We start from the raw sequence: 15,170 nt of genomic DNA, 5'->3' as shown, positions 1-15,170 counted from the left end.
GCCGTTGCTATGCTTTGATGTGTTGGGCTGACGCGCTACGAGCCACGCCAGTCCGCAGATCAAGGCTCGCGTTGGTCATGGGGACTCTAATAATGAAAAACCCTTATGCTCCCGGCTTCTGGTGCGCTATTGCGGCGTTGGTGTTGCTGTCGGCCACCTATTTCTACGGCATCATGCTGGCTCACCAGATCGACAAGGCACTGGTGTTCCTCGACAGCGCATCCGCACTGATTGCCGTGATGGCCATCGTGGTGGTGGCCTGGGCTTCGTTCCAGGGCCAGCGCATCAAAAAAAGACATCTCGAACAAGGCAAGACGCTGGTGCTGATCTGGGACACCAAGGTCGCTCTGCGCCGGGTCGAAACGGTGTTCGATCGTTATTTCTGGGGCAGTTACTGGCAACCGGGGCGCACGTTCCAGGAAGTCATGGGCGAGCTCACCGGCACGCCGCTGGAAAAGAGCCTCGAAACGCTGAAGAAGCAATGTCTTGAGCTGGACAAGCAAATCGCCGAAGACGACTGGCACTGGCTGAACAACGCCCGAGAACTCTCTGATGTTGCCGCCGCCATGGCCCGCGAGCGCTATCAGCTGGATTTCTGCGACCCGCGCGCGGACGTGACGGGCGGGGCGGTGATCAATCGGGATTTCGAGGTGCTGGTGTATACGTGGACGGCGCGGCTGAAAAGCTTTGATCATCAGCTGGATGAGATGGAAGTGCAGTATTCCTGAATTGATGCCGTCGGCACTGACGCCATCGCGGGCAAGCCCGCTCCCACAAGGATCACGCTGAACCTGTGGGAGCGGGCTTGCCCGCGATGGCGATTTTATGTGCACCGAAACTCTCAACCCCTTCGCACGGTCCATAGACACTCTTTAACCTTTAAACATTGGGCCACCCGATGCGCCTGATGCTAATCTCCTTCGCACTTTCAGCGCAGTCGTGTCCGTACGCCGTCATGGGTTCAGGGAAGACGACCACACCTCAAACAACGGAAATTGAACGGGTCATTCATGAATAAATCAGCAGGCGTGCTTCTTGGAATTGTCGTGGCCATCGGTGCAATCAGCGCTGGCGGTGCCTGGTTCACCGGCACCAAACTTGAAGGGGTGCTGAACACCTCGATCGCCGACGCCAACAAAGAACTGCAAGCCGCGCTGGTCGGTTCCAACGGCACCGCGTCGCTGGAACTGGTGTCGCTTGAGCGCCACGTGTTCAGCAGCACCGCGCACTACCGCCTCAAGGGCGAGGGCGAGATGTTCGGCGAGGCGCCGGTCGAATTGCTCTTTGTCGATCACATCGAACACGGTCCGCTGCCGCTTTCGCGTCTGATGTCACTGAAGTTGTTGCCGGTCCTGGCCACCAGTCACTACGAACTGGAAAAGACCCCGATCACCGAGAAGTGGTTCGCCGCGGCCAAGGACAAATCGCCGCTCACCGGCGTGGTCAACATCGGTTACGACAACGCCACCAACGGCACCCTCGAATTGCTGCCGCTGGATGTGGCGCTGGACGACAAGTCCCACCTGAAATTCTCCGGCCTGAACCTCGATGTCTCGGCCAACGCCCAGGCGCAGAAAGTCAAAGCCAACGGCTACATGGACAGCTTCACACTCACCACCGTGGCTGAAGACCAGACACCGGTAAAAGTCGAATTGAGTGGCCTGACCCTGGCCAGCAATCTGGTCAAAAGCACCTACGGCTACTACACCGGCGAGAACACCGTCGAGCTGACCGACAGCAAAACCACGTTCGGCGCGCAACAGTCGGTGTTGGGCATCAAGAAATTCGAAATGAAGAACCAGACCGAGGAGTCGGGCACGAACGCTTCCGGGCGAGCCGATTACAAGATCGGCGAAGTGTCCTTGAACGGCAAGACGGTCGGCTCCGCGCAAATGGCCATGAGCCTGAAGAATCTCGATATTCCGTCGACGATGTCGTTGATGCAGATCTACCAGACCAAACTGCAACCCTACGAAAAAGCCGCCGCCGAAGCGGCTGCCGCTGGCGAGCCGGCACCCGAGCTGGTCTTGACCCCGGAGGAAGAGGCTCAGGTAAAAATGGGTCTGGAGAAACTGCTGGCCGCCGGCCCGCAAGTGGCTCTGGAAAACCTGTCGTTCACCACCGCCAACGGTGAAAGCCGCGCCAACCTGGTGCTCGACCTGACCAAACCACAATCCATGGACCTGCCGCCGGATCAACTGACCCAACAGCTGATCGCCCTGCTGGACGTCAACATCAAAGTGTCCAAGCCGATGCTGGTTGATTTGCTCAGCGTGCAGGGCCAAATCGACGGTCAGGCCGACGCCAAGGTCATTGCCGATCAAGCCACCGCCACCGCCGACATGTTCGGCGCCATGGCGGTCGGCACGCAATTCGCCAAAGCCGACGGCAATGACATCGTCAGCAAACTGCATTACGCCAACAATCAAGTGGAATTCAACGGCCAGAAAATGACCGTCGAAGAGTTTGTCGGCTTCGTGATGAGCAAACTCGGTGGTGCGGGCGTGGTCCAGTAACGCTAGACGTCCCGAATCAGCCGCCACGCCTCGTCAACCGGCAGCGGCTGTTTCATCCGCTCGGCCAGCATCGCCATCGCCCGCTCTTCATCGCAGGCGATGGCGGCGGTTACCACGCCATTCTTGCCAAACAGGCCGATAAAGGGTGGATGGTACGGATCGCCCTTGAACTCGACCTCGTCCCACGTTTCGGCATGACCGAGGTAGTCGTAGTTTTTGCCGAAGTGCCAGGTCCAGAAGTACGGCACATCCAGGTAGTGTTCATCACCGCCCAGCATGTTTGCCGCTGCAATCCGCGCTTGTTGTTGGGCCAGGCGCCAATGCTCGATTCGTTGCGGCTGGCCGTTGAGCGGGAAGGTCGCGATATCGCCGGCCGCCCACAGCCCCTCGGTCACGCGCATACCGCCATCGACCTTGAGTGAATGATCTTTTTCCAACGGCAGATCGTTGAACGGCCCGGTGGCCGGGCTGACGCCAATGCCGACCAATACCAGATCCGCCGGCAAACGCTGACCGTTATCCAGGCGCACCGCTTCGACTTTGTTCGAACCTTCGATTTGCGCGGCCTCGCCCTCCGTATGAAACACCACGCCGTGGGCCACATGGCGGGCAAGAATCGCTTTGCCGACCGTTTCGCCGAACTGCTTGGCGAAGGGCACCGCGTGGCGGGCCAAGACGGTGACATCCAGCCCGTATTCGCGTAAAGCCGCAGCGGATTCCATCGCGATAAAGCTGTCGCCGATGATCACTGCCCGCTGGCCGGGTTTGGCAGCGCTCAGAATTTTTTGTGCCTGATCTTTCGTGCGCAGCAAGAACACCTGCGGCAGGTCGGCGCCGGGCACGTCGAGGGCGTTCGGTGTGCCGCCCGTGGCGATCAGCGCGGCGTCATAGGTCAATGTTTGACCGTCCTTGAGCTGCAGGGTCCGGGTCTTGGCATTCAGGCTCGCCACTTCACCGTTGATGCGATCGATGCGCTGCTCGCGGTAAAAGCTGTCGTCACGCAGCGGTGGCACTTCGTCCGGCGGCATCTCCCCGGCAATCACGAATTTGCTCAACACGGTGCGGTCGTAACCGGCGTCAGCTTCGCGGTCGATCAGTAGCACGCGGCCACCGAAACCCTTTTCACGCAGCGCCGCTGCACCCGCCGTGCCTGCGGCGCCAGCGCCGATAATCACAAACGTGCGTTCATCATCGGCCGGGGGGGTGTGAGCATCCGCAAGCGGGTTTTCGTCGACCCAGACGTCGTCGTCGCGCACTTCCAGGGGATAGCGCTTGAGGCTGTCCAGCGACGGCGGTTCACACAACGCGCCGTCCTCGATCCGATATGCGGCCTTGTGCCACGGGCAAATCAGACGTCCGTGACACAGCGCGCCCTCCGCCAGCGGCGCCCCGGCGTGGGGGCATTCGCCCTGATAGGCGCGCAATTGCGCGCCGACCCGCAGCAAGACGATTTTGGTGTCCCCAATCCGAACTTCCAGGCCACGGTTATCGGGAACATCGGCAAAACGGGCAACGCGGTGCAGTGCCATGATCGCTCTCCAGGCAGGCGTTTCACTTAAGAGTTTGGCGCCTATCCCGTGGTTCAGCCAATTCCCACTGCCACCGCACGAACGGTTTGGCTATAGTTTGCACGCCGACCACGGCCTCACCCGCACAAGGTGCTCCGGTATGACCCGATTGACCTCTCTGAACCCTTGGCTGGCGGCCGTTGCCGTCGCCCTTTGCGTGCAGTTTCCGGCGCAGGCCGCAGAACGATTTACCGTCAGCATCCCCGGCGTTTCGGACAACCGGCTGTTCACTTCGGCGGCGGCCAGCGATGCTGCCGGTTGCGGCGGCAAGAACCAGTCTCCGGCCCTGAGCTGGACTGCCGCGCCGCCAGGCACCCAGAGCTTCGCCGTCGTCATGCATGACCCGGACGGCCAGAAAGGCCTCGGCGTCGATCATTGGGTTCACTACGGCATCAAGGCCGCAACCCGTCAGATTCCAGCCGGAGTGGGCGCCAAGTCCGCGTTCGAAGGCGTGGCTGGCAGCAACAGCAAAGGCACCACCGGCTACATCGGCCCTTGCCCGCCGGTCGGCGACAGCTCCCATCACTACATCATCCAGCTCTATGCCCTCGACCTGGCTCCGGACGCCTTGCCTGCCGGCCTGACCCGCGTGCAGTTGCTGGAAAAAATCAAAGGTCATGTGCTGAAAAACAGCAGCGTGGTGCGGCGTTATCACCGCTGAAGTTTTTTTCAGCGGGTTTAACCCGAACCGGTCGTGCTGCCCGTCTCAGAGGATGAATGGATCAATTTCCTCCTGAGGTCAGCCCCCATGTCCCTCCCTCTGCATGTCCTCCGCCCGGCCGCCCAGGGTTTCGCCGCCGGGTTGCTGCTGGCCGTTTCCGGTTGCGGTGTTTCGTCCAAGCCTGAATCTGCGGCGGTTCCGGTTTCGCCTCCGGCACAAAGTACGTTGGTGCGAAGTGAAGCCGTCATGGCCGATGCGACCCTGGCCAAACGCAGTGTAAGTCCGGCGCCCATGGCGGGTTTTGCCCCTGAATCTTCGCCCCCGGGTTATCAGGATGAACAGCGCGAGCAGTATCAAGCGCTGGCGGACAACCCGATTCACAGTGTCACCGAAGCGCCGGTCTCCACCTTCAGCGCCGACGTCGACACGGGCGCCTACGCCAACGTTCGCCGCTTGCTCAATCAAGGTCGCCTGCCACCCGAGGGTGCGGTGCGCCTGGAGGAGATGGTCAATTACTTCCCCTACGATTACGCCTTGCCTACCGATGGCTCGCCGTTTGGCGTGACCACGGAACTGGCACCGTCGCCGTGGAACCCGCACACCCGCTTGCTGCGCATCGGCATCAAGGCATCGGATCGCGCAGTGGCTGAATTGGCCCCGGCGAACCTGGTGTTTCTGGTGGACGTGTCCGGTTCGATGGACCGTCGCGAGGGGTTACCGTTGGTCAAAAGCACCCTGAAATTACTGGTCGATCAATTGCGCGAGCAGGATCGGGTGTCGCTGGTGGTCTATGCCGGCGATTCGCGTGTAGTGCTCGAACCCACTTCCGGACGGGAAAAGGCGAAAATTCGCACAGCCATTGATCAATTGACTGCGGGCGGCTCCACCGCCGGGGCATCCGGCATCGAACTGGCCTATCAAATGGCACAACAAGCCTTTATCCCCAAAGGCATCAACCGCATCCTCCTGGCCACCGACGGCGATTTCAACGTCGGCATCAGCGACTTCGACAGCCTCAAGCAAATGGCTGTGGATAAACGCAAGACCGGCGTATCCCTGACCACCCTGGGTTTTGGTGTGGATAACTACAATGAACACCTGATGGAACAACTGGCCGACGCCGGTGACGGTAACTACGCCTACATCGACAACCTGCGCGAGGCGCGCAAGGTGCTGGTGGATCAGCTCGGCTCGACCCTCGCCGTCGTGGCGAAGAACGTGAAACTGCAAGTGGAGTTCAACCCGGCGCAGGTCAGCGAGTATCGGCTGTTGGGGTATGAGAATCGCGCATTGAAGCGTGAGGATTTCAGCAACGACAAGGTCGATGCCGGTGAAATTGGCGCAGGGCATACGGTCACGGCGTTGTACGAAATCGTGCCGAAGGGTGAGAAGGGTTGGTTGGAGCCGTTGCGGTACGGCGGCGTCGAATCAACGGCTTCTGGTAAGTCTGGGGAATTGGCGATGCTGCGTGTGCGTTATCAACCGCCGGAAGGTGGGAATAGTCGGCTGATCGAGCGCCCGATTGCGGCTGGCTCTGAAGGCAAAGCCAGTGATGACCTGCGATTTGCCGCGGCCGTAGCGGCGTTTTCCCAGCAGCTCAAGGACGGGCGTTACACCGGTGATTTCAGCCTGAAGGACACTGAGGCATTGGCTCGCGGTGCGCGGGGTGATGATCGATTCGGTCTGCGTGCAGAATTCGTGCAATTGGTGGAGTTGGCGCAGAGCCTGCGAACCACGACCGCATCCAATAGTGAGCCGCATAAAGGAGGCTACAACTGACATGTCTGCTCCCGAATCGAGCGACGAAACTCTGCTGGCCCGCTATCGCTCAGGCGACGGCCCCGCGTTCGAGACGCTGTACGCCCGTCACCGGCAAGGTCTTTATCGGTTCCTGCTCGGCCTCAGCGGTAAGTCGGAACTGGCCGAAGAGGTTTACCAGGACACCTGGCTGAGCCTGATCCGCAGCACCAGTCAGCCACAAGGTCGGGCGAATTTTCGTACGTGGCTTTACCAGATCGCCCGCAATCGCCTGATCGATCACTGGCGCAAACACGGAATCCGCAGCCCCTTGCACGATAGCTATGACGAACAGACCCACGCCCTGGCCGATGACGCGGCCGATCCCGAGCAACTGCTGAGCTTGAGCCGCGATAACCAGCGCCTCGAGGCCGCCCTGCAAACCTTGCCCACCGATCAGCGCGAAGTATTCCTGCTACGCGCCCACGGCGATCTCGACCTGCCGCAGATCGCCACCCTCACCGAAACACCGCTGGAAACCGTCAAAAGCCGCTTGCGCTACGCCCAGCAAAAACTGCGTCGGCTGCTGGCCGAGGAGGTACTGACATGACTGACGCCCGCAAAACACCGGAAGACCAAGTGCTGAAGCACTTCCGCGAGCATTCGACCGGCGAACCACCGGCGCATCTCGATGCGTTCATCCTCGCTGCTGCACAGCGTGAAGTCTCCGCGCCGAAACCGAACCTGTGGCAGCGCTGGGTTCAGGCGTGCCAAAAACCCCGTTGGCAAGTGGCTTTCGCCAGCCTCGTCGGCGTCGCGTTGATGCTGGCGCTGGTGCAACGCACGCCGGAACAAGTGCCGAGCTATGACTTCGCTCCCAAATTGTCCGAGCCGGTCGCTAAAAAAGAGGCTGCACAAGCGCCGTCGTCGGTTGCGCGCTCTCTCGCGGCGCCAGCGCCGGCCGCACCGATGGCAGGTTTCACCGCCCCCGCGCAAAGCGAATCGATCAACGCCGAAATGGCCGATGAAGCAAAAGTCAGCAAACGTGCAACCGCCCCGGTGAAAACCCTGGATGAGCAATTGCTTGAAGTGATTCGCCTGCAGAACGCCGGTCAGACACACGCGGCGGATGGCTTGATGGCGACATTGCACAAACGCTTTCCCAAGGAAAACCTCAAAGCCCGACTCGAGGAATTGAAGAAAAACTGAGGACAACGGTGCTCCGCGATTTGGCATCAACACCTGAAAGCGCGCACTATCGACCCATAGCCGATGCGTTGGAGGATGCCGTGGCAAAAAAAATCGACCGCATCGCCCAAATGCTCAATTGCCCGGAAAAGGGTGAGGAACTTCGGCGAGCAGTGACGGAGAGTCGTAAGGAGTTTCTTCTGGCGAAGCAGGCGGAAGAAGCTCTGGAGGAGGACGTTCTTGATGATGAAGAGATTGAGGACGAAGAGGATGATGAGTACGACGAGTTTGATTGGACGACTGAATGAAAAAACCGCTTCGGCGGTTCTATCAGTGGAGTCGTTCGGTTAAACCGAACAACTGCATTTGTTGACTGCCCGTGACATAAAGAACAAGCACAAAAAAGCCCCAGACCCTAAGGCCTGAGGCTTTCTCGTTTCTACTATATGGTGCACCAGGCGGGATTCGAACCCACGACCCCTGCCTTCGGAGGGCAGTACTCTATCCAGCTGAGCTACTGGTGCAAGCGGGCGCCATGATACTCATATGCACTGCGGGCGTCCATGCTGCTGAATCGACAGCGCTTTTTCAAAGCGTAACCTGCATTTGCTACGTTGATCAGAAAAAAGCAGCAAATGCGGCGTTTTCGTTCTTTTTTTCGAACAGGCTATTGTCCTTTACCCCCTTTGATCCTAGGATTCGTTTGAGATTTCAAACGCTCTTGTCTGGGTGCTGAACCGCACGAGTTCATTCCGTGCGCTATTTATGTGCTTCAGCCCGGTGAATGATTTCCCTGACGGCAGCCTTTGAGGCGCCTTTCTACAATCATAATTTGCTCCGCGCCTGTCGCGGTGCTGTTAAGGAAAGCCGACATGCAGCTTAAAGACACCCAGTTGTTCCGCCAGCAAGCCTTTATCGATGGCGCTTGGGTCGATGCGGACAATGGTCAGACGATCAAGGTCAACAACCCGGCAACGGGCGAAATTCTGGGCACTGTGCCGAAAATGGGCGCTGCCGAAACCCGCCGTGCAATCGAAGCCGCTGACAAAGCGCTGCCGGCCTGGCGTGCACTGACCGCCAAGGACCGCGCCAACAAGCTGCGTCGCTGGTTCGAACTGATCATCGAGAACCAGGACGACCTGGCTCGCCTGATGACCCTCGAACAAGGCAAGCCATTGGCCGAAGCCAAGGGCGAAATCGTTTACGCCGCTTCCTTTATCGAGTGGTTCGCCGAAGAAGCCAAGCGCATCTACGGTGACGTGATTCCGGGCCACCAGCCAGACAAGCGCCTGATCGTGATCAAGCAGCCAATCGGTGTGACCGCTGCAATCACCCCGTGGAACTTCCCGGCCGCGATGATCACCCGTAAAGCCGGCCCGGCCCTGGCCGCCGGTTGCACCATGGTGCTCAAGCCTGCTTCGCAAACCCCGTTCTCGGCATTCGCTCTGGCTGAACTGGCCCAGCGTGCCGGCATTCCTGCTGGCGTGTTCAGCGTGGTGTCCGGCAGTGCCGGCGACATCGGTAGCGAGCTGACCAGCAACCCGATCGTGCGTAAATTGTCGTTCACTGGCTCGACCGAAATCGGTCGTCAGCTGATGGCTGAATGCGCCAAGGACATCAAGAAAGTGTCCCTGGAATTGGGTGGCAACGCGCCGTTCATCGTGTTCGACGACGCGGACCTGGATAAGGCCGTCGAAGGCGCGATCATTTCCAAATACCGCAACAACGGCCAGACCTGCGTCTGCGCCAACCGTCTGTACATTCAGGATTCGGTCTACGACGCGTTCGCCGAGAAGCTGAAGGTGGCTGTGGCCAAACTCAAGATCGGCAACGGTCTGGAAGAAGGCACCACCACTGGCCCGCTGATCGACGAAAAAGCCGTGGCCAAGGTTCAAGAGCACATTGCTGACGCGATCAGCAAAGGCGCTACCGTTCTGGCGGGCGGCAAGGTCATGGAAGGCAACTTCTTCGAGCCGACCATCCTGACCAACGTGCCGAAAAACGCTGCCGTGGCCAAGGAAGAAACCTTTGGTCCATTGGCGCCACTGTTCCGCTTCAAAGATGAAGCCGAAGTGATCGCAATGTCCAATGACACCGAGTTCGGTCTGGCGTCGTACTTCTACGCTCGCGACCTGGGTCGTGTGTTCCGTGTGGCGGAAGCCCTGGAATACGGCATGGTCGGCGTCAACACCGGGTTGATCTCCAACGAAGTCGCGCCATTCGGCGGCATCAAGGCGTCGGGCCTGGGCCGTGAAGGCTCCAAGTACGGCATCGAAGATTACCTGGAAATCAAATACCTCTGCCTGGGCATCTAAGCTCGGCAGACGGGAATGCAATAAGCGGAAAGGGCACGAGAGCGCTGACCCTTTCTGCGTTTCAAATGGAATTTTCTCTGCGGCCGGGAACGCTGTGGCAGTCGATCATCGCATGCTGCCGTAGTTGCCTCCCCGCCGCATTTTCCTTGAACCACGCCGCCCGATGAGCGGTGAATGAGGACTTTATGAGCAAGACTAACGCATCCCTGATGAAACGCCGCGAAGCCGCTGTACCACGCGGTGTTGGCCAGATTCACCCGATCTTCGCCGAGTCCGCGAAGAACGCCACCGTGACCGACGTTGAAGGTCGCGAGTTCATCGACTTCGCCGGCGGTATCGCCGTGCTGAACACCGGCCACGTGCACCCGAAAATCATCGCCGCCGTGACCGAGCAGCTGAACAAGCTGACCCACACCTGCTTCCAGGTCCTGGCTTACGAGCCGTACGTTGAAGTGTGCGAAAAAATTAACGCCAAGGTGCCAGGTGATTTCGCCAAGAAAACCCTGCTGGTCACCACCGGTTCCGAAGCGGTAGAAAACGCCGTGAAAATTGCCCGTGCCGCCACTGGCCGTGCTGGCGTGATCGCGTTCACCGGCGCTTACCACGGTCGCACCATGATGACCCTGGGCCTGACCGGTAAAGTCGTGCCTTACTCGGCCGGCATGGGCCTGATGCCAGGCGGCATCTTCCGCGCGCTGTACCCGAACGAACTGCACGGTGTGAGCATCGACGATTCGATCGCCAGCATCGAACGCATCTTCAAGAACGACGCCGAGCCGCGTGACATCGCTGCCATCATCATCGAGCCGGTTCAGGGCGAAGGCGGTTTCTACGTCGCGCCTAAAGAGTTCATGAAGCGTCTGCGCGCCCTGTGCGACCAGCACGGCATCCTGTTGATCGCTGACGAAGTGCAGACCGGCGCGGGCCGTACCGGTACTTTCTTCGCCATGGAACAGATGGGCGTTGCTGCCGACCTGACCACCTTCGCCAAATCCATCGCTGGCGGCTTCCCGCTGGCTGGTGTGTGCGGCAAGGCCGAATACATGGACGCCATCGCTCCAGGCGGCCTCGGCGGCACCTACGCCGGTAGCCCGATCGCTTGCGCCGCGGCCCTGGCCGTGATGGAAGTGTTCGAAGAAGAACACCTGCTGGACCGCTGCAAGGCAGTCGGCGAGCGTCTGGTCACTGGCCTCAAAGCCATCCAGGCCAAGTACCCGGTGATCGGCGAAGTCCGTGCCTTGGGCGCGATGATCGCGGTCGAGCTGTTTGTTGACGGCGACAGCCACAAGCCGAACGCTCCAGCGGTCGCTGCCGTCGTGGCCAAGGCTCGCGATAAAGGTTTGATCCTGCTGTCCTGCGGCACTTACGGCAACGTTCTGCGCGTCCTGGTACCGCTGACCTCGCCGGACGAGCAGCTGGACAAAGGCCTGGCGATCATCGAAGAGTGCTTCTCGGAGCTGTGATCTCCTGACTCTGATCGATCTGTGACCTGATTGACAAAAAAACCCGCTTCGGCGGGTTTTTTTTCGTGTCCGCGGAACACATGCACTGTTTCAAATGGCCTGCATTGACTAAGGTGCAAGCAGTGCGAATGGAGTATGCAGATGACCGCTGTCGTTTTACCCGCTGTACCGCGTGTACTGATTGCCGAAGCTGACCCTTGGTCTCGCGACTTGCTCAAGCAGGTGTTGTTGAGCGTGCGCTGCGATGCACGTCTGGATCTATGCGCCGACGGTCAGCAGGCGCTGGAGTTGCTGGCGGAAAATCCTTACGACCTGGTGATCGTCGATTGGGAATTGCCCGGCGTCGACGGTTTGAATATCTTGCGCTCTGTCCGCCAGCGCAAACGTAATCCGCCGTTGCCGTTTATTCTGATGAGCAGCCGCAACGACAGCGCCAGCGTGCGCGAAGCCTTGCCCCTGGCGCCCACGGCGTACCTGACCAAACCCCTGAACATGGAAAGCCTGACCCTCCGTCTGCAGGATCTGCTGCTGAACGCCGGTGAACAGGTTTCGTGTGACGTGCCGGCGTTGGCGCCCGGCATGACCTTGTCGGCGTACCTGGAGCGTTGTCGTGAATTTGCCGATGGTGCGCCGCTGATGACCGACGTGCAACTGGCGGTCAAGCGCAGCCTTAATCCCAACGGCCTCGACCTGAAACTGCTGGAAGAAGAAATCCGCGTTGATCCGCAGATCACCGCCGTCCTGATCGCCGCCGCCAACAGTGCGGCCCAGCATCACGGCGCGGCGGTACAAACCCTGGCCCAGGCGCTGCATCGGCTGGGCAGCGCGCAGAGCATGAATCTGATTCTGGGGTTGGCGCTCAAGCGCAGTGCGCGGCTCAGCGATCCGGCGCTGGCGGATTACGCCGAGCGTTACTGGAACCTGTCGCTGCACACCGCCGAATACGCCCGAACGCTGGCACGTCTGCTGGACCTGGACCAGGAGCGCTGTTACTGCGCAGGCATGCTGCACCGCTTGGGTGACCTCGCGTTGCTGCGGTGTCTGCAGGAATGGAAGCAGTCCGGCGGAGAGCTGGATGAGTGGGAGGAGGTCGGTGATGCACTGGCCGAGTTCGGCGCGGCCTATGGTTCGGCGCTGCGTACGCGCTGGCGCTTGCCCCTGGAGCTGCGAGAACTGATTGCGGCGGTCTTCCAGCTCGGTGGCGGGGTTTACTCACGCGAAGCGCTGGTGATGAACATGGCGGCGCAGATGGCGCGGTTGAATGAGCACGAAGGCCTCGAGGAACTGGCCAAGAGCCGGACGGCGCGGTTGCTCAAGATTGGTTTGCCGGAATTGATACGTTTGCGCAAAAAGTGAGTCCGACGCAGCCCCTTGTAGGCGCTGCGTTGATTGCATCAGCCGGAGATGATCCGGTTCTTGCCCTGGCGCTTGGCTTCGTACATCGCTGCATCCGCCCGGGAAAACAGACTGTCGACGTTTTCGTCCTCGGCAGTGAGGCTGGTCAGGCCCTGGCTGACGGTGATGCCGAACGTCTGGTCGGCATGGCTGAAGCTCAATCGCTGAATCTCCCGTTGCAGACGCTCCGCCACTTGCATGGCCATGTCTGGCGCGCAACCGGGGAACACGGCGGCAAACTCTTCGCCACCAATCCGTCCAAACACATCGCCGCGCCGTAAAGCCGCTTGCCCGCACTCGGCGATACGTTGCAGAACGTTGTCGCCTTCCGGATGGCCGTAGGTGTCGTTGATCAATTTGAAGTCATCGATGTCCAGCAACAGAAACGCCAATGGCGCGCCTTTTTGTCGCGCCTGTTCGAACTCAAGGCTGGCGCAGTCGAAGAAATGCCGGCGATTGCTGCTCTGGGTCAGGACGTCGGTAGTGGCCAGGCGATGCAACTCGCTTTCCATCTGCTTCTTGTCGGTGATGTCTTCGGCAATGCCGACGATGATCACCGGCTGCCCCGGCTCGGCTTGCCGGTTGATGAAGCACTTGTCGCTGAGCCAGCGCACCTGGCCGTCGGCGGCGATGATGCGGTACTCACGGTCTTCAACGGCACCTTTGACCAGCACTTCGGCGAGACTGCGCTCGGCGTACTCCAGATCGTCGGGGTAGATGCTGTCGCGCCACTGGTTGGCATCGGACAGCAACAGGCCGGCGGATCGGCCGAAAATCCGTTCGTAGGCGGGGCTCACGTAGAGCACTTGGCGGGTTTCCCAGTTGAACGCCCAAAGCACCGCGTTGACGCTCACCAGCAGCGAGCTGAATAGCTGTTCGCGTTCGCTCAGGCGCGCGACTTCGCCTTGGGCATGCATCAGCGCCATCAGGGTTTGCGCGGCTTCCGGCCACTGGGGCAGGGATGCGTCTTGCGGGTTCTTGTTGACCATCGACACAAATCTCAAGGACGTGCCGCGAGTTCGACAGCGGCCACAGCAAAGCCCGCCGTAGTGGCGAAGTGTCTTTGAGATAGGGGATTTGGAGCTAAGTTCCGAAGGGTGCGCCCGCAAACGGGGCGCACCGATCAACGGTGTCAGGCGGTAACGGCAGGTCGCAGGGAGTAGGTCTTCAATTGGTCAGCGAAGTCGCGCAGGGATTGAATTCCGCTGGCTTCGGCTTCGTGTACCCAATCCTTGATGGCGGCCAGCATGTCGTGACCATTTGAGCTGGTCTTGACCCAGATCTGCTGCAAGGCCAGTCGTTTCTCGTAAATTACCTTCAGCGCCTGACTGTGCTCGAGCATGGTCTGGATGCGCAGGTGGTGTTTGTCATCGAGCAGGCTGGTTTCCCGCGAGAGCAGGCGTTTGGCCCTGTGGAACTGGTGACGGACCGAGTGATCGACCTTTTCCAGCTCTTGCTTGACCAGCGGCGCGATCACCAATTTGCGGTACTGGGCCATGATCTGGAAGCGGTTGTTGAGGATGGCCATGGCGGTGTCCATGTCCAGGCTGCCTTTGCCTTCGACCCGGTGGGCAATCGGCGCAACCCGCTGAACCTTGGCCAGGCGCAGGAAGCTGAAGACCTGGATCCAGGCCCAGCCGAGGTCGAACTCCCATTTCTTCACCGACAGTTTTGCCGAATTAGGATAAGTGTGATGGTTGTTATGCAGTTCTTCGCCGCCGATCAGGATGCCCCAGGGCACCAGATTGGTCGCCGCATCGCGGCACTCGAAGTTGCGGTAGCCGACGGCATGGCCCAGGCCATTGACCACGCCGGCGGCCCAGACCGGGATCCACATCATCTGGATAGCCCAGATGGTGATGCCGATGGTGCCGAACAACAGCAGGTCGATGACGGCCATGATCGCCACGCCCAACAGCGGGTAGCGGCTGTAGAGGTTGCGTTCGATCCAGTCTTCGGGGCAATTCTTGCCGTAGATGCGCAGGGTCTCGGGGTTTTCCGCTTCGGCGCGGTACAGCTCGGCACCTTTGCGCAGAACGGTAGACAAGCCCTTGATCACCGGGCTGTGCGGGTCATCGACGGTTTCGCATTTGGCGTGATGCTTGCGGTGGATGGCGGTCCACTCGCGGGTGTTCTGCGCCGTGGTCAGCCACAGCCAGAAGCGGAAGAAATGTTTCAGGCCAGCATTGAGCTCAAGCGAGCGATGCGCCGAATAACGATGCAGATAGACCGTGACGCCGATAATCGTGACGTGGGTCATCAGCAGGGTGACTGCCACCAGTGACCAGGGCGACAAGCCGAGAAAACCTTCGTACCACATAGGCTAT

At 60.0% G+C, this 15,170-nt stretch carries 13 protein-coding genes and 1 tRNA gene; 10 read left to right on the top strand and 4 right to left on the bottom strand.

What is annotated here, in order from left to right:
- The first annotated feature begins 92 nt into the window (after window positions 1–92).
- Together F8N43_RS21795 and F8N43_RS21790 are read left to right on the top strand one after the other, a co-directional pair.
- Window positions 93–728 (top strand): NADH:ubiquinone oxidoreductase subunit N, encoded by a 636-nt coding sequence (locus tag F8N43_RS21795; protein ID WP_150639960.1) that lies wholly within the window; start codon window positions 93–95, stop codon window positions 726–728.
- Window positions 729–1,010: 282 nt separating this feature from the next.
- On the top strand, window positions 1,011–2,516 hold the full coding sequence (locus tag F8N43_RS21790; protein ID WP_150654343.1) for a YdgA family protein: 1,506 nt from the start codon (window positions 1,011–1,013) through the stop codon (window positions 2,514–2,516).
- 2 nt (window positions 2,517–2,518) lie between these two features.
- On the opposite strand, the gene F8N43_RS21785 is transcribed toward F8N43_RS21790, so the two are convergent.
- Window positions 2,519–4,045 carry an apoptosis inducing factor family protein gene (locus F8N43_RS21785; protein WP_150654342.1) on the bottom strand — a complete coding sequence of 509 codons (1,527 nt, stop codon included), beginning with the start codon at window positions 4,043–4,045 and terminating at the stop codon, window positions 2,519–2,521.
- Window positions 4,046–4,184: 139 nt separating this feature from the next.
- On the opposite strand from F8N43_RS21785, the gene F8N43_RS21780 reads away from it, so the two are divergent.
- The 5 genes from F8N43_RS21780 to F8N43_RS21760 all read left to right on the top strand — a co-directional run bounded on the left by F8N43_RS21780 (window position 4,185) and on the right by F8N43_RS21760 (window position 7,978).
- Window positions 4,185–4,745 carry a YbhB/YbcL family Raf kinase inhibitor-like protein gene (locus F8N43_RS21780; RefSeq protein ID WP_150654341.1) on the top strand — a complete coding sequence of 187 codons (561 nt, stop codon included), beginning with the start codon at window positions 4,185–4,187 and terminating at the stop codon, window positions 4,743–4,745.
- Window positions 4,746–4,832: 87 nt separating this feature from the next.
- Window positions 4,833–6,524, top strand: coding sequence for a vWA domain-containing protein (locus F8N43_RS21775; protein ID WP_150654340.1), 1,692 nt, complete (start codon window positions 4,833–4,835; stop codon window positions 6,522–6,524).
- Window position 6,525: 1 nt separating this feature from the next.
- Entirely contained in the window at window positions 6,526–7,092 is a 567-nt protein-coding gene (locus F8N43_RS21770; RefSeq protein ID WP_150632924.1) for an RNA polymerase sigma factor, read from the top strand.
- A complete protein-coding gene (locus tag F8N43_RS21765; protein ID WP_150654339.1) occupies window positions 7,089–7,691 on the top strand; it encodes a hypothetical protein in 603 nt (200 codons plus the stop codon). Before F8N43_RS21770 ends, F8N43_RS21765 begins: the two co-directional genes overlap by 4 nt.
- A 20-nt stretch (window positions 7,692–7,711) precedes the next feature.
- Window positions 7,712–7,978 (top strand): hypothetical protein, encoded by a 267-nt coding sequence (locus tag F8N43_RS21760; protein WP_224787847.1) that lies wholly within the window; start codon window positions 7,712–7,714, stop codon window positions 7,976–7,978.
- A gap of 139 nt (window positions 7,979–8,117) precedes the next feature.
- Here F8N43_RS21760 and F8N43_RS21755 read toward each other — a convergent pair.
- Window positions 8,118–8,194: transfer RNA gene (locus tag F8N43_RS21755), tRNA-Arg, on the bottom strand.
- A 348-nt stretch (window positions 8,195–8,542) separates the two neighbouring features.
- On the opposite strand from F8N43_RS21755, the gene gabD reads away from it, so the two are divergent.
- The 3 genes from gabD (at window position 8,543) to F8N43_RS21740 (ending at window position 12,804) form a co-directional block, all read left to right on the top strand.
- A complete protein-coding gene (gene gabD, locus F8N43_RS21750; RefSeq protein WP_150633171.1) occupies window positions 8,543–9,985 on the top strand; it encodes an NADP-dependent succinate-semialdehyde dehydrogenase in 1,443 nt (480 codons plus the stop codon).
- A 185-nt stretch (window positions 9,986–10,170) separates the two neighbouring features.
- Window positions 10,171–11,448: a 4-aminobutyrate--2-oxoglutarate transaminase gene (gene gabT / locus F8N43_RS21745; RefSeq protein ID WP_090177104.1), complete on the top strand. Its 1,278-nt coding sequence runs from the start codon at window positions 10,171–10,173 to the stop codon at window positions 11,446–11,448.
- Between the two features lie 141 nt (window positions 11,449–11,589).
- A complete protein-coding gene (locus F8N43_RS21740; protein ID WP_150654338.1) occupies window positions 11,590–12,804 on the top strand; it encodes a response regulator in 1,215 nt (404 codons plus the stop codon).
- Window positions 12,805–12,842: 38 nt separating this feature from the next.
- Here F8N43_RS21740 and F8N43_RS21735 read toward each other — a convergent pair whose 3' ends face one another.
- Together F8N43_RS21735 and desA are read right to left on the bottom strand one after the other, a co-directional pair.
- The gene (locus F8N43_RS21735) at window positions 12,843–13,832 is read right to left on the bottom strand and encodes a GGDEF domain-containing protein (protein ID WP_150633169.1); all 990 of its coding nucleotides are present in this window, start codon (window positions 13,830–13,832) and stop codon (window positions 12,843–12,845) included.
- Window positions 13,833–13,975: 143 nt separating this feature from the next.
- Complete coding sequence (gene desA / locus F8N43_RS21730) at window positions 13,976–15,163, bottom strand: delta-9 fatty acid desaturase DesA (protein ID WP_150633168.1); 1,188 nt, start codon at window positions 15,161–15,163, stop codon at window positions 13,976–13,978.
- Window positions 15,164–15,170: the final 7 nt, after the last annotated feature.

Source organism: Pseudomonas fluorescens, assembly GCF_902498065.1.
GTDB lineage: Bacteria > Pseudomonadota > Gammaproteobacteria > Pseudomonadales > Pseudomonadaceae > Aquipseudomonas > Aquipseudomonas fluorescens_BJ.
The sequence above is the reverse complement of the archived record's forward strand: the minus strand, read 5'-3'. Positions and strand labels throughout refer to the sequence as shown.